Origin of the sequence: Microtetraspora malaysiensis (assembly GCF_050947145.1) — a bacterium.
GTDB classification, from domain to species: domain Bacteria; phylum Actinomycetota; class Actinomycetes; order Streptosporangiales; family Streptosporangiaceae; genus Microtetraspora_A; species Microtetraspora_A malaysiensis.
Genome location: NZ_CP191998.1, coordinates 889,447 through 906,033, shown reverse-complemented (window position 1 = coordinate 906,033; position 16,587 = coordinate 889,447). Strand labels below are relative to the sequence as shown.

Below are 16,587 nucleotides of genomic sequence, written 5' to 3'. Positions count from 1 at the left end.
GCGACAGAATGTGTGAAACCTGTTTGGTTGTCATGCGAATCCCATGTGCACCCCTGACATGGCCATAACCTCAGCCCATGTGCGCGTACGTGCTGGTCGCCGAGGATGATCCCAAGCAGGCCGAACTGCTCAGGCGATACCTGGAGCGGGAGGGCCATGAGGTCCTCGTCGTGCACGACGGGCGTTCCGCGATCGACGAGGCGCGGCGGGCGAATCCCGACCTCGTGGTGCTCGACGTGATGATGCCGAAGGTTGACGGGTTGGACGTCTGCCGGGTGCTGCGTGCCGAGTCCGACCTGCCGATCCTGATGCTGACCGCCAGGTCCACCGAGGACGATCTGTTGTTGGGGCTCGACCTCGGTGCGGACGATTATGTCGCCAAGCCGTACAGCCCGCGTGAGCTGATGGCCCGTGTGCGGACCCTGCTGCGCCGTACCGGGAAGTCCCAGGACACCGATCGGCAGGTGTTCCAGGCGGGCGATCTCCTCGTGGATCCGATCAGACACACCGTCACCGCGGCGGACACGCCGGTGGTCTGCACGCTCGCGGAGTTCCGGATCATCGAGACGCTGGCCGCCGAGCCGGAACGGGTGTTCACCAGGAAGCAGCTGCTGGAGCGCATCCACGGCTTCGACGGGTTCATCACCGAACGCACAGTCGACGTGCACGTGATGAACCTGCGCAAGAAGATCGAGCCTGATCCGCGCCGCCCGGTCCGGCTGTTGACCGTGTACGGCGTCGGCTACAAACTGACCCGCGCATGAGGTCATTGTTCGTCAGGTTGCTCACGAGTTCGGCGGTCGTGGCGGTCTGCTCGATCACGGCGACCGCGTGGCTGGCTGCCAGCAGCACCTCCGGCGCCATCCAGCGCGAGCAGGGCCAGACGCTGGCCAGCGACGCACGGATCAACAACAGCCTGCTCGGCTACGCCTCCCGCCACTCGGACTGGTCGGGCGTCGCCGCCCCCCTGCGCGATCTCGCCGCCCAGAACAGCCGCCGCATCGCGCTGACCACCGAGAACGGCACCCTCATCGCGGACTCGGCGACCGCCGGGACCCCACTGCCCGCCAAGGTGTCGGCCGTCGTCGACCCGCTGGCCGTGGACGTGACCCTGGTGCCGGGGGCGGCCAGGGACCGTATCGATCCACGCGCGGTGGGTCCCTTCCTGCTGTCCGCCCGCGATCGTGCCCGGCTGAGAAAGGCCGCCGACACCTACGCCGCCTGTGCGGGCCGCACCGGGCAGGCCGTACAGATGACCGTCTCGAACACCGGCAGGCCCCTCGTCACGACGCTCAGCCAGCGGGTCGGTCAGGAGCCGAGCCCGATGCCGAGGCCGACCACGGCCCCCGTCGTGGTCGTCGGCTGCGACGCCACCACCTTCAGCACGCCGACGCGCACCGAGAAAGCCGCGTTGAAACAGCTCAACCTCCTGGTCAGCAGGTGCCTCAAGGGCAAGGGCGCGGGAAGGGGCTCAGTCGGCCTCGACTTCACCTGGGTCTCCAGGGAGAAACAGCCGATGCCGCCGGTCGCCGAACCCGATCAGGTGATCTCCTCCTGCATCGTCACCGCCCGCAAAGAACAACTCGATCCCTACGTCGCTCCCGCGGCGTACCTGTACATCGGCTCCCCCGCCGAGGCCACCGGCCAGCGCATCCCGCTGCCCTCGATCGCCGGTGCCGCCCTCCTCGTGCTCGTGCTGACCGTGGGCGTGAGCGTCATGGCGGCCAGGCGCCTGGTCAGGCCCGTCAACGCGCTCACCCACGCCGCGCAGCGGATGCGCGACGGGGACAGCTCCGCCCGCGTCACGGTCAGGACCACCGGCGAGATCAGCGAGCTCGCCACGGCGTTCAACGAGATGTCGGAACACCTCCAGCGCATGGAGGAGCAGCGCAAGGCCATGGTCAGCGACGTCTCCCACGAACTGCGCACACCGCTGAGCAACCTCAGGGGCTGGCTGGAGGCCGCCCAGGACGGCGTCGCCGAGTTGGACCCCACGCTGATTGCCTCGCTGGTCGAGGAGATCCTGCTGTTGCAGCACATCGTCGACGACCTTCAGGAGCTCGCCCTCGCCGACGCGGGCAAGCTCCGTCTGCACGTCGAACCCGTCCATCTCGGCGATCTTCTCGACCAGGTGACCACCGCCCACCGAGGCCGGGCCGAAGCCGCAGGGCTCACGCTGACCACCGTGGTTACCGATGACCCCCCGCTGACCGCGGATCCGGTACGGCTCCGCCAGGCCATCGGCAACCTGGTGACCAACTCCCTGCGCTACACGCCACGCGGCGGGTACATCACGCTGAGCGCCCGCCAGGATGGCGACCAGGTCGTCGTCGAGGTGACCGACACGGGGATCGGGATCCGCGCCGAGTACCTCCCCCACGTCTTCGACCGGTTCTGGCGGGTGGAGAAGTCCCGCAACCGCCAGACCGGCGGCAGCGGGCTCGGGCTCGCCATCGTGCGCAACCTGGCCGAGGCGCACGGTGGAACAGCCACGGTCGCCAGCGTGCCAGGTGTCCGCACGACGTTCGCCCTGCGTCTTCCGTTGTAATGGGGCCTATGGAGGCATACACGCGGGTCAGAGATCGGGCGGGCTCACGGCCAAGAGCTGGACGCGAGCCGCACAAGTAAAGCCCGGAGAACTACTCCTCGGTCGGAACCAAGCCCGTCTGGCAGGCGCCCCACCGAGACGGGTCACCCAGCTTGAGGGTCTGTCCAGTCAACGGCTCTGTCGCAGAATCTGCGACAGAGCCGTTGTTCTTACAGTCCTTGATCGCCAACACCGTGACGATGTCACTCCACGAGATGTGGCCGAAAAACGCCTTGGAGATGTCGGGTGGCGTCGTAGTCTGACGCCATGAAGCCGAGCAACTTTCTGCTCTCTGCGCAGCAAGGCTTCCTGGGGACGCCGTTGGTGCGGCAGGTGTTGGACGTCGAACGGGTGACCGCGCTGCGGAGTGGCCCGCTGGAGGACGTGCCGGACCTGGAGGCTGCTCAGGCCATCATCTGCCTCGCACCCAGCGAACTGGAAGCTTTCGGTACCGGCGGCGCTGCGAACATATCCGAAATTACCGCGTCGAAGGCTGGCATCAACGCCGCACCGACGGCCGAGAATGTAGGTGTCTAGTATGACTGCTAACCGCATCAACCGGGCCTACCGCCTACGACGCCGACCCGTTGGGCAACTCACCGACGGTGACCTCGAACTGGTTGAAGAGCAGGTACCGGAGCTGGCCGACGGTCAGGCCTTGGTCCGCACCAAGCTTCTCTCGCTCGACCCAACCTCCCGCGTCTGGATGAGCGATATGCGTAGCTACGAACCTCCGGTCCCGATCGGCGCAGTGATGCGTGGCTTCGGCGTCGGCGAAGTAGTTGCGTCCAGGCGCGAAGACATGCCGGTCGGGGCCACTGTCAGCGGCTTCACCGGTTGGCAGGAACTGGTCCTTGCCGACGATTCACAGCTGGAGGCGCCGCTTACTGTCCTGCCGACCCCACTGCCGGCACCCGAGTCGGCCTTTCTCGGCGTCCTCGGCCACACCGGCATCTCGGCCTATCTCGGGATCGACTTGGCCGAGTTGAAAGAGGGAGAGACAATCGTCATCTCTGCCGCCTGCGGTGCGGTCGGCTCGATTGCCGGTCAGATCGCAAGGCAGAAAGGGGCGGGACGGGTGATTGGCATTGCTGGCAGTCCCAGCAAGTGCCAACACGCCGTCAAGGTTCTCGGCTATGACGCCTGCATCGACCACCACGCCGCTGACTGGCGTGCACAGCTCGACGCCGCCACACCGGATGGGATCGATGTCGATTTCGAGAACGTTGGCGGGCCGGTCATGGATCACATTTTGATGCGGCTCAACATCGGTGCCCGGGTTTCCCTGTGCGGAATGATTTCCGAGTACAACAGCTATAACAAGGGCGGCGAACACACTGGAAGTCTCACCAACATAGTCCAGCTGATCATGCAGCGGGCGACGATCAAGGGCTTCCTTGTACTTGACTGGGCCCACCGCTTCGAAGAGGCGATCACATACCTCGCTGGGCTGCTCGGCGAAGGTAAGCTCCACTACGACGAGACAATCGTCGACGGCGGCATTGAAGCTGCCCCGCACGCTCTCCACCAGCTGTTCAGCGGCGCAAACTTGGGCAAGCTACTTGTGCGGGTAGCAGATTGAGACGTCGCTTGGGAGGCCTCTTTAAAGGGCTATGAAGTGCTCCGCTTCGGTGGGTAGGAGATAGTCGAGGCGTGGTCCGCTATCGAGAATATCAACCTCGGTAGCGGGTCGTACAGCTGTCCGCACCTTGGTGGGTCAAGGGCGCCTACGACGTCGCTACGCGATCCAATGCCGCGTAGTGAGGTGGAGGCCGGTCAGTAGCGTGGTGTCTATATGAGACACACTCATAAGGACTGACCCGGCGGCCAACTACGGGACAGGTACGGGATGATCTTGCAAGCGATGCTGCCTGTGCTAAGCATTCGTGCAGGTCAACCGGAATAAGCCGACCACACAGTTACCGCTCTCCTAAAGCGGGTGCTTCAGGCCGCCGCGCGGCTTCCGGTCCTCGGGCCTGGCGGCCCGGGTCCACTTGGCACCGGATAACGAGGGCGGGCCATCGGACGGAGTGCTGTACAGCAACACCGACTCACGCGATCACACCCCACCGGTCCGCATCTACCGCCTCATGAGCAAGGGGTGCCGCTCACGAAGGCCATGCGCCTGGCGTCGTGTTCCTGGATTAGGTCAAGCGTCATCGCCAGACGAGTCCTGCGGTGTGTCAAGGCCCCTTTGGAGGCTTCGCTTAATCCTTCTGGCCAGCCACACTATTGGGATTCCCGTGACAAGCAGGACGGTCATCCCGATCAGGAAATAGACAATCTCGGGCAGGTCTGGCACGGACCAGCGAAACAACGTAGCCAATCCGAAGATTACAGCGAACCCAACGAGCCCCACGGCTATGTTGCCGACGAGTTCGACAACGAATTCCTTCATGCGCCCGGCCATATTCGGTACCTTCCGTGGGACAGGTACTGCCTCGACTCATCAACGGTGGTGGCGTGAGCATGGTTCCCGGTGTGCGTTCCGCTTGGCGCTGATCGACTACTCTGATCATTTGGATTCCGACCGTGCAGTCAGCGCGGGATATACACGGGATGATCTCCGTTCCCCAGCCTCTGATCCACAGTTGCGCTGAGTCGCCCCGGCTTCGGTGGAGACCAGGCCCTGGGTCAGTACTTCCGCATCTGAGGGCCGAGATGGAATGATCCTTCTCATCGATGATTAGAAGGATCACGTATGTCCAGCAGAGCGATCGCGTTCATCGCCTTCCTGTTTATTGGTGCCGGTGTGCTTGCCGGTGTGATGCCCCTCACCGAAGGTGGCTCGGAGTGCGGTTCAGCCTTCGTCTCGCCGTCACTTGCCGCCGGCCAGGCCCATGTGAACGAGTGCGAGGATGTTCGCAATCTGGTTCAGATCCCAACGACGATTTTGCTGGCCGTCGGCGGTGTGTTGCTACTCGCGGCCTTCTTCTTGGATGTTCGTCTGACTGTGGAGAGACATCGAAGAGAAGAGCAGCAGCAAAGCGCAGCACCCGGGGATTCGTGAACCGCTCCGGGTTCGCTGGGGGTGGTGGACCGCTTCCTTGTCAGGCAACGGCAACAGGTGTTCGAACTAGGCCGATGCGGCGTCTACCAGCTCCGGAGCGTCCATCGTCGTCCGCCAGTGTCCACCGTCGTCCAAAGTCGTTGTCACGCAGTGATGCGCCTCGTGCCTGCGGATTTCGCCGATCGTCGTGCGGTGCCGCACACTCGGCCCCTGCCCTGATCTTCCCGTCTGCCTTCGACCCGCCCCGGAGGGGCAGCGGGCCGGCGACGGAGGGGCAAGCCTGGCTTCGCGTGTACCTGCTCCCGGTGACCTTCCTCGTCCGCTGGTCGTCCTGCCTGCACAGCCGGGCTTGACCTGGGGGAGTCGGGCTGCTGGGCTTGCCCGGGTCGATGGCGGGCGGGACGATCAGGGTTCCACCTCAACTCCGTGCGGTCCCTGCGCGTGTCGCGATCATCCCGGAGCCTGAGCGCCCCGGGGTTTGGGGCAGCGCCCCCAAGGTCTTCCCCTGCATCTATGGGAGAGATCTTCATCAGTGCCGCCGTCTGCCACCCTCTCGCCGACGTTGCGCCGCTTACCGGCAGGGGTGCGCGCCCGCCGAGGCGGGTCGGCCGAAGAGCCGCACGCCCGCCGACGGCGGGGCGCGCGGCCCCGTGGCCGGCTGATGCTCGTGCTCGCGTGGTCTCCGGGTGTGGGCCGTCGTGGCTTGGGTCCTCGGTGCGCTCTCTGCTCTCTCCCCTTGCCTGCTCTTGGGTCGGGCTCCTCCCCTGCTCCCCGCGGCACCCCCGCCGAAGGCGGCTTGACCTTGTAGAGAAGATTCTCGCCGCTACTACTCTGCGTGGCGGGTCGCCCGGGGCGCATCGCTAAGGATCAGGTCGGCGATTCGGATCAGGCGCGCAACATAGCTACGCCCTTCGCGTCGGCGCAGACGTGGCAGAAGAGTCTGCAGATCGCGGGCGCACTCCCTCACGATGCGGAGTTGATCTGCCTTCAGGACTCCGCGCTGGCTTCCTACGTAGCTGGTCAGAGGGCCTGCCATGCAGGAGTCGAGGTACGCGACCGGCTGGTCGTAGACCTCAACCCCACGCAGATCATCAGGGAAGGGCAGCCCCATGTGCTCAGCCCACAGGACCGAGACCTCGTCGAAGACCGCCCTGTTCACTCGCCAGCGGGCGCGATGCCCACCGGGCAGGAGAGGCCCGTGCCTCCGATGCCGCAGTAGCCGCCCGGGTTCTTGTACAGGTACTGCTGGTGGTAGCGGTTCACTTCACGCAATAGATCAGCTCAGGGTTCCGGTCAGCGGCAATCGCCGATAGGACCGGCAACACCTGCAGGAGGTGTCGGCCTGCGTCGGAGTGGCAGTCGATCTCGGCTGATTGTCGGTACGGCTTGCCACCATGGACCGCATGACGACAACCGACCCTCTAGCCCCGTTCCAGTGGCTCAACGTGTCCGAGAACGAGGGCGGCGGCCCACTGGGCGCGATCTTCAGCGTGGCCTTCTTCCGCGGGCTCGACCCGGCGGAGGTGGTGCGCCGCTTCAGCCGCGGCGAGGACTCCGGTCAGGAGTCGGACTTCGGCGGACTCGACGAAAGGGCCCACGAGTTCATCGAGGAGACGGACGGCGGGGATCGCGGCGGCTACGTGGGCGTCTTCCAGGCCGGCGAGTGGTGCGTGGCCATCGAGCCCTACGGCTGGATGGTCACGCTCCACGAGGTGGTGACCAAGCTGTCGCGGGGCTGCGAAGTGCTGGCGGTCACCCGGCACGACTACGCCGCCGAGCACAGCTTCGAGTACGCGATCGACGGCACAATCGTCACCGGCTACCGGCTGCGGCACCCGTTCGAGCGTTACGGCTCCGACCCTGACCGGCTCAACGGCTTCATGCGGGAGCTGGGCATGGGGCTGGACAAGCCAGAGGACGAGGCCGCGTGGGACGCCGCCTGGGAGGACAATTACTACACCGCCGTACCAAGGGGCTTCGCCCTGGCGGCGAAGGTCACCGGGGTGCCGTTCACACCGGGCATGCTCGACCGCCCGATGCTTGTGGGGCCCATCGTGGAAAGGTGATCGTCTTATGACCGTCCAGAACTGAACGGCGTGATACGACGATGACCGATGGCAAGCAGACCTGGACCGCAGAGCCGCTAGAGAACTAGAACCAGCTGACACCTGTTCCTGGCCTCGGCCTCGGCAGCGGCTGTGCCACAGATTCTCGGCGGGCCAGCCGACCTCAGATGTCGGTATCTTTCGGATGACGAGGCGAGGCGTAAACGACCCACACCCTACGAGCGGCATCGTCGATGACGTAGCGCACGCGTCCGCCGCTGGTGACCTCGAACTCCCATTGCTCAAGGTCCTGTCCGTTGTGACGATGAGTCGCGAGGTCGCCACGTAGGCAATGTTGGCGATCATGGTCGGTGCGTGAGCGTGGATTGGCACGCAGTGTCTCCAAGCATCGGCGCGTGTTGGCCAGGGCATGACGGCAAAGCTCCTCCCAGCCCTTCACCGCATCGCTCGTACCGAAACGGACGTCCCATTCGTCGTCACGAGGCGGGACTGTAACCCGGTCTCCGCGCTTCGGACTCATACCGAAACCTCAACCGGTCCGAAGTCTCCGCTCGTCATCTCACGCGCATGGGCATAGTGCGCGGGGTCAGCCTTGATTCGGGCAGTGGCCCGCCAGCCAGCGATAACTTCCTGAGCAGTGGCGTCGACATCGAGCTCGGCCGCGTCAGAGAGCGCCTCGACCAATTCAAGGGTGAAGGATCGCACCTCATCGGAGGTGAGGTGACGAACCCAGGGAAAGACCTCGGGCATGGCAATGACGAGTGCGCGAGCAGTCGGATCATGCCTCATGAGAGCGAGGAACAGGCGGGAAGCTGTGGCCAGCGTCTGATCGCGTCGTTCCTCACGGTCAGCCGCTGTCAGGTAGAAGTCCTGGGCATCCCGGTGAGTCACACGTACGCGGCCGAGCCGCGCGGCGCGTTCGGCGACGGCCCGGGGATTTCTAGACAGGTCCGAGAAGGTTACGGCGTCGGCGTTGCTGATGCTCACGCCACCCAGTCTAATTCAGAACACATTCTGATTGTGGTGGAACGTCGTCAGCCTCGCATGTCGCGTTGCACAACATCTGCGCCGCCCAGGCCCACACCTCGAACCCAGCGAACGCAACGGTCTGCCCCCGGCCGGCATCGGGCTAAGCCTGGACGGCCAAGGGTCAGGATCAGTCAGTTACCGCAGGTCTACGCCTCGCCGGACGTGAGCCCGACCGGGCAGGATACGCCGGTTCCTCCGATGCCGCAGTAGCCGCCTGGGTTCTTGTACAGGTACTGCTGGTGGTAGTCCTCGGCGAAGTAGAACGGGCCGGCAGGGGCGATCTCGGTGGTGATGCGGCCGTAGCCGGCCTCGTTCAACACCCGCTGGTACGCGTCACGAGAGGTGAGGGCGGCCTTCTCCTGCTCGGCGCCGTGCGTGTAGATGGCCGAGCGATACTGCGTGCCGGCGTCGTTGCCCTGGCGCATGCCCTGGGTCGGGTCGTGGGCCTCCCAGAAGACCTTCAGCAGTTCCTCGTACGACACCCGCTTGGGGTCGAAGACCACCCGGACGAGCTCGGTGTGGCCGGTCAGCCCGGTGCACACTTCCTCGTATGTCGGGTTCGGCGTGTATCCGCCCGCGTAGCCGACGGCGGTGGAGACGACACCGGGCGTCTGCCAGAACTTGCGTTCGGCGCCCCAGAAGCACCCCAGCCCGAAGTCGGCGATTTCCAGCCCCTGTCCGTATGGCGGAGCCAGCGGCGCGTCGAGCACCAGGTGCCGGGATGCCACCGGCATCGACTCGGATCGGCCGGGCAGCGCCTCCGCGGGAGCCACCATCGATGTCTTGTTGTGTCCGAACAGCCAGCCCATGTCCCACCTCCATCGCCCCAAACCGGGGCGCCATGCCGTTTGTTCCCTCCCATAAGCATCGCTAAATATGAAGACAACCATTGCTTATTTGTATTAAATCCCGTAAGGAGTCACACTGGGTGTCATGCCTGAATCACGCCGAGGAGTCCTGTACGGCATAGCCGCGTACATGATGTGGGGCCTGTTCCCCCTGTACTGGCCGCTCCTGAAGCCCGCCGGAGCCGTCGAGATCCTCGCGCATCGCATGGTCTGGTCTCTCGTCGCGGTCCTGGCCATCCTGGGCGTCCGCCGCCACTGGTCGTGGATCCGCTCGATCACCCGCCGCCAGCTCCTCCTGCTCACCCTCGCCGCCGTCGTCATCTCCACCAACTGGGGCATGTACATCTACGCGGTCAACACCGGCCACGTCGTGGAGAGCGCACTCGGCTACTTCATCAACCCGCTGGTCAGCGTTCTGCTCGGCGTCGTCGTCTTCCGCGAGCGGCTACGTCCCTGGCAGTGGGCGGCGGTCGGCCTCGGTGCCCTCGCGGTGCTCGTTCTGGCGTTCGACTACGGCCGGTTGCCCTGGATCGCGCTGGTCCTGGCCGCGTCCTTCGGCACGTACGGGCTGGTCAAGAAGGCCGCGCAGGTGGACGCGACGGAGAGCCTCACCATCGAGACGTTGGTGCTCCTGGTGCCCGCGCTCGGCTACCTCGTCGTCCTGCAGACGAACGGCAGCGGCACGTTCGTCGACCACGGGACCGCCCACATCGCGCTGCTCGTGGGCGCCGGGCTGATCACCGCGATCCCCCTGCTGTGCTTCTCCGCCGCCGCGATCCGGGTGCCGCTGACCGTCATCGGCCTGCTCCAGTACATCGCCCCGGTGCTGCAGTTCATGTGCGGCGTCCTCATCGCGCACGAGACGATGCCGGGCAGCAGGTGGGTCGGTTTCGCCATCGTCTGGCTCGCGCTCTGCGTCTTCACCTGGGACGGCCTGCGCACCGCCCATGCGGCCCGGCGCGAGGCCCGCACAGCACCCACGCTCGAAACGGTCTGACCCTCTGGGCCCCTTGGGGGAAGAAAGCCACTCCAGGGGGCCTGAGCGGCTCGCTCGGCCCCGGCGACCGCCGGGGCCGTCTAACTCAGCCGGAACGCTCGACCACGTAGTCGCAGAGGCCGATCAGGGCCTCGCGGGCGGGGATCTCGGGCAGGCCGGCGAGCGCCTTCTTGGCCTTGTCCGCCCACCGCAGCAGCTCGTCGCGGGCCTCGGCCATCGCCCGGTTGGCCCGCAGCAGCTCCAGCGCCTCGTCGACGTCCTTCTCGGCTACCGGCCCGGAGAGCAGGGCCCGCAGCCGCGCGTCCTCCGGCCGGTCGGACGCCAGCGCGTACAGCACGGGCAGGGTCTGGACGCCCTCGCGGAGGTCGGTGCCCGGGGTCTTGCCCGAGTCGACCGTCGGGGCCGCCACGTCGATGAGGTCGTCGCCGAGCTGCCAGGCCACGCCGATCGCCTCGCACGCGTCGGTCAGCCGGGTGGTCACCTCGGCGGGCGCGCCCGCCAGCAGGGCGCCGAAGCGGCCCGAGGTGGCGATGAGGGAGCCGGTCTTGTCGGCGAGCACCTGGATGTAGTGCGTGATCGGGTCGACGCCCTCGGCCGGCCCGATCGTCTCGCGGATCTGCCCCCGGACCAGGCGGGAGAACGTCTGCGCCTGGATGCGGATGAGCTCGGGCCCGAGATCGGCGAGGATCTCGGACGCCTGGGCGAACAGGTAGTCGCCCGTCAGGATGGCCACCGTGTTGTCCCAGCGGGCGTTCGCCGAGGGCGAGCCGCGCCGCACGGGCGCCTCGTCCATGACGTCGTCGTGGTACAGCGTGGCCAGGTGGGTCAGCTCGATCACGACGGCCCCGGGCACCACGCCCGGGGCGTCGGGGTTGCCGAACTGGGCGGCGAGCAGGACGAGCATCGCCCGGAAACGCTTGCCGCCGGCCTCGATGAGGTGCCGGGACGCCTCCGTGACGAAGGAGTCCTCACTTTCCACCGAGGCGCGGAGCTGCTTCTCCACGGCCGCGAGCCCGTTCGCCAGATCCGCGGCCAGCCGCTCATCGACGAGAGGCAGGTCTACAACGGGCGGCGCGGCCATAGAGGGAAGCTCCTATCGGACGAACAACGACTGGGCAGCCGTGTGCGCCAGGTCGAGCACGGGCTGCGGGAAGACCCCGAGGACTACGGTAGCCAATACCGCCACGGCTCCGACCGCCCAGGTACCTCCAGGAATCACCACAGAGGGTCCGTCGGCCGCCGGATCGCTGAAGAACATCAGCACGATGACCCGGACGTAGAAGAACGCGGCGATCGCCGAGGACACCACGCCGACCACCACGAGCGGAGTCGCGCCGGCCGCCACGGCGGCCTGGAAGACCGCGTACTTACCGAAGAAACCGCTGGTCAGCGGGATTCCGGCGAAGGCGAGCAGGAAGAGGGAGAACACCACGGCGACCAGCGGGCGACGCTTGCCGAGCCCGGCCCACCGGGACAGGTGCCACGCCTCGCCGCCCGCGTCCCGGACCGTCGTGACGATCGCGAACGCGCCCACCGTGGTGAACCCGTAGGCCACCAGGTAGAACAGCAGCGCGGACAGCGCCGAGACGTTGTGCTGCTGGTCGTTGCCGAGCGCGACAACGCCGATGAGCAGGAAACCTCCGTGCGCGATCGACGAGTAGGCGAGCATGCGCTTGATGTCCGTCTGGGTGATCGCGAGGATCGCGCCGACGACCATCGTGAGAATCGCCACACCCCACATGATCGGGGTCCAGCTCCACTGCAGGCCGCCCAGCGCCACCCAGAACACCCGCAGCAGCGCGCCGAACGCGGCGACGAGCGTGCCCGAGGCCATCAGCGCGGTGATCGGGGTCGGCGAGCCCTGGTAGACGTCCGGCTTCCACGCCTGGAACGGCGCGGCGCCAATCTTGAAGAGCAGGCCGACGCCGAGCATCGCGACGCCGATGTAGAGCAGGGTGTCCTGCCCGCCGACCGAGCCCAGCGCGGTGCCGATCTTCGCCAGGTCGACCGAGCCCGCGTAGCCGTACAGCAGGGCCGTGCCGTACAGGAAGAACGCGGAGGAGAAGGCGCCGAGCAGGAAGTACTTGACCGCGGCCTCCTGCGAGAGCAGGCGGCGACGGCGGGCCAGCCCGCACAGCAGGTAGAGCGGCAGCGACATGACCTCAAGGGCCACGAACATGGCCAGCAGGTCGTTGGCCGCCGGGAAGAACAGCATGCCGCCGACCGCGAAGAGCACCAGCGGGTAGACCTCGGTGTGCGTGGCGCCCTCGGTGAGCGCCCGCTCCTCCTCGGCCGAGCCCGGCACGGCCGCGGCCGAGGCGACGAAGTGACCCTCGTCATTGATGAGCAGCACGCTCACGAACGCGAGCACGAGGATCGTGCCCCAGATGAACAGCGCCGGGCCGTCGACCGCCACCGCGCCCATCGCCGAAGGCGTGGTCGGGATGCCGGTACGCGCCTGCCAGATCGTGATCACGAAGGCGCCGGCCAGCGTCAGCAGCGTCAGCGGCTTGTGGATCGCCGAACGCAGATAGCGGGGTGCGAACGCCTCCACGAGCACGCCGATGATCGCCGCGCCGAACACGACCAGCATCGGCGCCAGCAGGGCGTATTCGATGGTCGGCGCTGGGATGGTGCCGTTCACTGGCCCTCCTGTGCAACGGACGCCTTACTGGCCTCCTGGACGTGCTGGACCTGGGAAATCGAGTCCTTGACGGCAGGATTGATGACGTCGAGCAGCGGCTTCGGGAAGAAGCCGAGCGCGATGATCACCGCGATCAGCGGGGCGAGAACCCACTTCTCGCGGCCGTTCAGATCCTTCATCTCGCGGACGGAGTCCGCGGTCGGACCGTTCATGGTGCGCTGGTACATCCACAGGATGTAGATGGCGGCCAGCACCACACCGCTGGTGGCGATGATCGCGTAGACGGGCTGCGTCTCGTAGCTGCCGATCAGCACCATGAACTCGCTGACGAACGAGTTGAGGCCCGGCAGCGCCAGCCCGGACAGGCCGGCGACCAGGAACGTCCCGGCCAGGATCGGGGCCACCTTCTGCACGCCGCCATAGTCCGAGATGTACTGCGAGCCGCGGCGGTGGATCAGGAAGCCGGCGATCAGGAACAGCGCGCCGGTCGAGAACCCGTGGTTGACCATGTACAGCGTGGCCCCGGACGCCCCGTTCACGGTGATCGCGAACACGCCCAGGGTGATGAAGCCGAAGTGCGAGATCGACGTGTACGCGATGAGGCGCTTCATGTCGGTCTGCCCGATGGCGACGATCGCGCCGTAGACAATGCCGACGACCGAGAGCACCAGCACCAGCGGGGTGAAGTAGTCCGCCGCCGCCGGGAACAGCTCCAGGCAGAAGCGCAGCATGCCGTACGTGCCGACCTTGTCCAGCACGCCGACGAGCAGCACCGCGGCACCGGCGGGGGCCTGCGCCGCCGCGTCGGGCAGCCAGGTGTGGAACGGCCACAGCGGCGCCTTGATCGCGAACGCGATGAAGAAGCCGAGGAACAGCCACTTCTGGGTGCCGGCGTCCTGGATGCTCCCGACGAGGTCGGAGAACATGAACGAGCCCTTGTCGGCGATCGTGTAGAGCGCGATCACCGCGACGAGCATCAGCAACCCGCCGAAGAGCGAGTAGAGCAGGAACTTGACGGCCGCGTAGGACCGCTGCGCCCCGCCGTACGACCCGATCATGAAGTACATCGGGATCAGCATGGCTTCGAAGAAGACGTAGAAGAGGAAGACGTCGGTCGCCGCGAAGACGCCGATCATCATCGCTTCCAGCACCAGGAGCAGCGCGAAGTAGGTCCGCGCCGACCGCTTGCCACCCTCCGCCTCATGCCAGGAGGCGAGCACCACGATCGGTACGAGCACGACCGACAGCAGAATGAGGACCAGCGCGATGCCGTCCACGCCGAGGCCGAAGTGGACGCCGAACGAGGGCACCCAGTCGTACGTCTCGGTGAACTGGAACTTGTCGCCGTTGGGGCTGAACTGGACCGCCATGGCGACGGCCAGCACGAGCACCAGCAGGGAGATCCCGAGGGTCGCCTGCTTGGCGCGCAGCTCGTTCTTCACGGCCGCGACGCCGATGGCGCCCACCACGGGCACACCTATCAGGGTTGAGAGCCAGTAGTGCATCACAGGTTCCCTACGACGAACCAGGCACCGACCAGGATGGCGGCGCCGACGAATATCGACAGCGCGTACGAGCGGACGAAGCCCGTCTGGACTCGCCGCAGCCGGCCCGACGTGCCACCGATGCCCGCGGCGATCCCGTTGACGAGGCCGTCGATCCCGCGGTTGTCGAAGAACACCGCGAGGCGGGTCAGCCACTGGCCGGGCCGCATGAACAGCGCCTCGTTCAGCGCGTCGCCGTAAAGGTCACGCCGGGCGAACGTGGTGAGGAACGAGCCGCGCGGAGCGGTGACCGGCACCTCGGCCGCGCCGTACTTGAACCAGGCGAGGGCCGCGCCGGCCGCCACGAGCGCCAGGGTGACCAGTCCGGGCACGCTGAACGGGTGGAACGAGGGCAGGTGCTCCGGCTGGCCAACGGCCGGACCCAGGAACGTCATGAACCGGTTGCCCACGATCAGGAAGCCGCCGAGGAAGATCGAGCCGACGGACAGGATGATCAGCGGCCACGTCATGACGGCGGGCGACTCGTGCGGGTGGGCGTCCGCCTCCCAGCGCTTCTTGCCGAAGAACGTCATGAACACCAGGCGGGACATGTAGAAGCCGGTGATGCCGGCGCCGAGCACCGCGAGCCAGCCCAGGGTGCTGCTGTACTCCATCGCGCTCTCGATGATGCCGTCCTTGGTGAAGTAACCGGACAGCAGCGGGAACCCGATGATCGCCAGGTAGCCGACGAGGAAGGTCGCGAAAGTGATCGGCATGACCTTGCGCAGGCCGCCGTACTTGCGCATGTCGACCTCGTCGTTCATGCCGTGCATGACCGAGCCGGCGCCGAGGAACATGTCGGCCTTGAAGAAGCCGTGCGTGATCAGGTGCGCGATCGCGAAGGCGTACCCGGCGGGGCCGATGCCCGCGGCCAGCATCATGTAGCCGATCTGGGACATCGTCGAGCCGGCGAGCGCCTTCTTGATGTCGTCCTTGGCGGTACCGATGATCGCACCGGCGAGCAGCGTGGCGACACCGACGATCGTGACCGCGATCGCCGCGGTCGAGCCCTCCGGGAAGAACATCGCGCCCGAGCGGGTGACCAGGTAGACGCCGGCGGTGACCATGGTCGCGGCGTGGATGAGGGCCGAGACCGGGGTCGGGCCCTCCATCGCGTCCAGGAGCCAGGACTGCAGCGGCAGCTGCGCCGACTTGCCGCACGCCCCGAGGAGGAGCAGCAGGCCGATCGCGGTGAGCGTCCCCTGGCTGGGGTCCGCTCCGGACTCCATGACTCCGGCGAACGAGACCGTGTTGAACGCCGTGAAGATGGTGAAGATGGCGATCGCCAGGCCGAAGTCGCCGACCCGGTTGACGATGAACGCCTTCTTCGCCGCGGTGGCCGCCGACGGCTTGTGCTGCCAGAACCCGATCAGCAGGTACGACGCGAGACCCACGCCCTCCCAGCCGACGTACAGGCCGATGTAGTTGTCGGCGAGCACCAGCAGCAGCATCGCCGCCACGAACAGGTTCAGGTAGGCGAAGAACCGCCGCCGGTTCGGGTCGTGCGCCATGTAGCCGATCGAGTAGATGTGGATCAGCGAGCCCACACCGGTGATCAGCAGGACGAACGAGATCGACAGCGGGTCGACCAGCAGCCCCATCTTCGTGAGACCGGGGATGAAGTCGTACAGCGGGACCGCCCGGCGGCGCTCCGCCGGGTCGAATCCGAGGAGCTGGAGGAAGACCAGCACGCCCACCACGAAGGAGGCGACGGCGGTGGCGACACCCAGCAGGTGACCGAACTTGTCGGTCTTACGCCCGCCCAGCAGGAGGAAGGCGGCGCCGAGCAGTGGCAGAGCGATCAGCAGCCAGGAGGCGCCGATCACTCCCCCGGAGTGCTCGATGATCTTTGCGGGTTCCAC

General features: G+C 66.5%; 15 protein-coding genes and 1 pseudogene. 7 read left to right on the top strand and 9 right to left on the bottom strand.

Features of this window, described 5'->3' with window-relative positions; all coding sequences use genetic code 11:
• The first annotated feature begins 77 nt into the window (after positions 1 to 77).
• The 4 genes from ACQP1V_RS04490 (at position 78) to ACQP1V_RS04475 (ending at position 4,169) form a co-directional block, all read left to right on the top strand.
• A complete protein-coding gene (locus ACQP1V_RS04490) occupies positions 78 to 764 on the top strand; it encodes a response regulator transcription factor (RefSeq protein WP_433419029.1) in 687 nt (228 codons plus the stop codon).
• Positions 761 to 2,548: a sensor histidine kinase gene (locus tag ACQP1V_RS04485; RefSeq protein ID WP_433419026.1), complete on the top strand. Its 1,788-nt coding sequence runs from the start codon at positions 761 to 763 to the stop codon at positions 2,546 to 2,548. Before ACQP1V_RS04490 ends, ACQP1V_RS04485 begins: the two co-directional genes overlap by 4 nt.
• Before the next feature lie 306 nt (positions 2,549 to 2,854).
• Positions 2,855 to 3,124 carry a hypothetical protein gene (locus ACQP1V_RS04480; protein WP_433419023.1) on the top strand — a complete coding sequence of 90 codons (270 nt, stop codon included), beginning with the start codon at positions 2,855 to 2,857 and terminating at the stop codon, positions 3,122 to 3,124.
• A 1-nt stretch (position 3,125) separates the two neighbouring features.
• Positions 3,126 to 4,169, top strand: coding sequence for an NADP-dependent oxidoreductase (locus ACQP1V_RS04475; protein ID WP_433419020.1), 1,044 nt, complete (start codon positions 3,126 to 3,128; stop codon positions 4,167 to 4,169).
• Between the two features lie 567 nt (positions 4,170 to 4,736).
• Here ACQP1V_RS04475 and ACQP1V_RS04470 read toward each other — a convergent pair.
• Positions 4,737 to 4,985 carry a hypothetical protein gene (locus ACQP1V_RS04470; protein ID WP_433419018.1) on the bottom strand — a complete coding sequence of 83 codons (249 nt, stop codon included), beginning with the start codon at positions 4,983 to 4,985 and terminating at the stop codon, positions 4,737 to 4,739.
• A gap of 303 nt (positions 4,986 to 5,288) precedes the next feature.
• On the opposite strand from ACQP1V_RS04470, the gene ACQP1V_RS04465 reads away from it, so the two are divergent.
• The gene (locus ACQP1V_RS04465; protein WP_433419015.1) at positions 5,289 to 5,597 is read left to right on the top strand and encodes a hypothetical protein; all 309 of its coding nucleotides are present in this window, start codon (positions 5,289 to 5,291) and stop codon (positions 5,595 to 5,597) included.
• Between the two features lie 1,155 nt (positions 5,598 to 6,752).
• Here the strand turns inward: ACQP1V_RS04465 and ACQP1V_RS04460 are convergent.
• Positions 6,753 to 6,851, bottom strand: a pseudogene (locus tag ACQP1V_RS04460) (peptide-methionine (S)-S-oxide reductase MsrA); the annotation flags it as partial.
• A 149-nt stretch (positions 6,852 to 7,000) separates the two neighbouring features.
• Here ACQP1V_RS04460 and ACQP1V_RS04455 point away from each other — a divergent pair.
• Positions 7,001 to 7,663, top strand: coding sequence for a DUF6461 domain-containing protein (locus tag ACQP1V_RS04455; protein WP_433419013.1), 663 nt, complete (start codon positions 7,001 to 7,003; stop codon positions 7,661 to 7,663).
• A gap of 163 nt (positions 7,664 to 7,826) precedes the next feature.
• Here the strand turns inward: ACQP1V_RS04455 and ACQP1V_RS04450 are convergent, their stop codons facing one another.
• The 3 genes from ACQP1V_RS04450 to msrA all read right to left on the bottom strand — a co-directional run bounded on the left by ACQP1V_RS04450 (position 7,827) and on the right by msrA (position 9,501).
• Positions 7,827 to 8,102 (bottom strand): hypothetical protein, encoded by a 276-nt coding sequence (locus ACQP1V_RS04450; protein ID WP_433419011.1) that lies wholly within the window; start codon positions 8,100 to 8,102, stop codon positions 7,827 to 7,829.
• A gap of 77 nt (positions 8,103 to 8,179) precedes the next feature.
• Positions 8,180 to 8,650, bottom strand: coding sequence for a hypothetical protein (locus ACQP1V_RS04445; RefSeq protein ID WP_433419008.1), 471 nt, complete (start codon positions 8,648 to 8,650; stop codon positions 8,180 to 8,182).
• Between the two features lie 188 nt (positions 8,651 to 8,838).
• On the bottom strand, positions 8,839 to 9,501 hold the full coding sequence (gene msrA, locus ACQP1V_RS04440) for a peptide-methionine (S)-S-oxide reductase MsrA (RefSeq protein ID WP_433419006.1): 663 nt from the start codon (positions 9,499 to 9,501) through the stop codon (positions 8,839 to 8,841).
• A gap of 124 nt (positions 9,502 to 9,625) precedes the next feature.
• Here msrA and rarD point away from each other — a divergent pair, with 124 nt between their 5' ends.
• The gene (rarD, locus tag ACQP1V_RS04435; protein WP_433419004.1) at positions 9,626 to 10,537 is read left to right on the top strand and encodes an EamA family transporter RarD; all 912 of its coding nucleotides are present in this window, start codon (positions 9,626 to 9,628) and stop codon (positions 10,535 to 10,537) included.
• An 85-nt stretch (positions 10,538 to 10,622) separates the two neighbouring features.
• On the opposite strand, the gene ACQP1V_RS04430 is transcribed toward rarD, so the two are convergent.
• From ACQP1V_RS04430 to nuoL, 4 genes are read right to left on the bottom strand one after another with little or no spacing between them, the layout of a single operon-like run.
• On the bottom strand, positions 10,623 to 11,618 hold the full coding sequence (locus ACQP1V_RS04430; protein WP_067136734.1) for a polyprenyl synthetase family protein: 996 nt from the start codon (positions 11,616 to 11,618) through the stop codon (positions 10,623 to 10,625).
• A 12-nt stretch (positions 11,619 to 11,630) separates the two neighbouring features.
• Positions 11,631 to 13,181, bottom strand: coding sequence for an NADH-quinone oxidoreductase subunit NuoN (nuoN, locus tag ACQP1V_RS04425; RefSeq protein WP_433419001.1), 1,551 nt, complete (start codon positions 13,179 to 13,181; stop codon positions 11,631 to 11,633).
• Entirely contained in the window at positions 13,178 to 14,686 is a 1,509-nt protein-coding gene (locus tag ACQP1V_RS04420) for an NADH-quinone oxidoreductase subunit M (protein WP_433418998.1), read from the bottom strand. Before ACQP1V_RS04420 ends, nuoN begins: the two co-directional genes overlap by 4 nt.
• The gene (gene nuoL, locus ACQP1V_RS04415) at positions 14,686 to 16,587 is read right to left on the bottom strand and encodes an NADH-quinone oxidoreductase subunit L (RefSeq protein WP_433418995.1); all 1,902 of its coding nucleotides are present in this window, start codon (positions 16,585 to 16,587) and stop codon (positions 14,686 to 14,688) included. Before nuoL ends, ACQP1V_RS04420 begins: the two co-directional genes overlap by 1 nt.

Excerpts from the sequence above, each read along its gene's own strand:
- ACQP1V_RS04490 (WP_433419029.1), top strand. The coding sequence starts at position 78 with ATGTGCGCGTACGTGCTGGTCGCCGAGGATGATCCCAAGCAGGCCGAA.
- ACQP1V_RS04485 (WP_433419026.1), top strand. The coding sequence starts at position 761 with ATGAGGTCATTGTTCGTCAGGTTGCTCACGAGTTCGGCGGTCGTGGCG.
- ACQP1V_RS04480 (WP_433419023.1), top strand. The coding sequence starts at position 2,855 with ATGAAGCCGAGCAACTTTCTGCTCTCTGCGCAGCAAGGCTTCCTGGGG.
- ACQP1V_RS04475 (WP_433419020.1), top strand. The coding sequence starts at position 3,126 with ATGACTGCTAACCGCATCAACCGGGCCTACCGCCTACGACGCCGACCC.
- ACQP1V_RS04470 (WP_433419018.1), bottom strand. The coding sequence starts at position 4,985 with ATGAAGGAATTCGTTGTCGAACTCGTCGGCAACATAGCCGTGGGGCTC.
- ACQP1V_RS04465 (WP_433419015.1), top strand. The coding sequence starts at position 5,289 with ATGTCCAGCAGAGCGATCGCGTTCATCGCCTTCCTGTTTATTGGTGCC.
- ACQP1V_RS04455 (WP_433419013.1), top strand. The coding sequence starts at position 7,001 with ATGACGACAACCGACCCTCTAGCCCCGTTCCAGTGGCTCAACGTGTCC.
- msrA (WP_433419006.1), bottom strand. The coding sequence starts at position 9,501 with ATGGGCTGGCTGTTCGGACACAACAAGACATCGATGGTGGCTCCCGCG.
- rarD (WP_433419004.1), top strand. The coding sequence starts at position 9,626 with ATGCCTGAATCACGCCGAGGAGTCCTGTACGGCATAGCCGCGTACATG.
- ACQP1V_RS04430 (WP_067136734.1), bottom strand. The coding sequence starts at position 11,618 with ATGGCCGCGCCGCCCGTTGTAGACCTGCCTCTCGTCGATGAGCGGCTG.
- ACQP1V_RS04420 (WP_433418998.1), bottom strand. The coding sequence starts at position 14,686 with ATGCACTACTGGCTCTCAACCCTGATAGGTGTGCCCGTGGTGGGCGCC.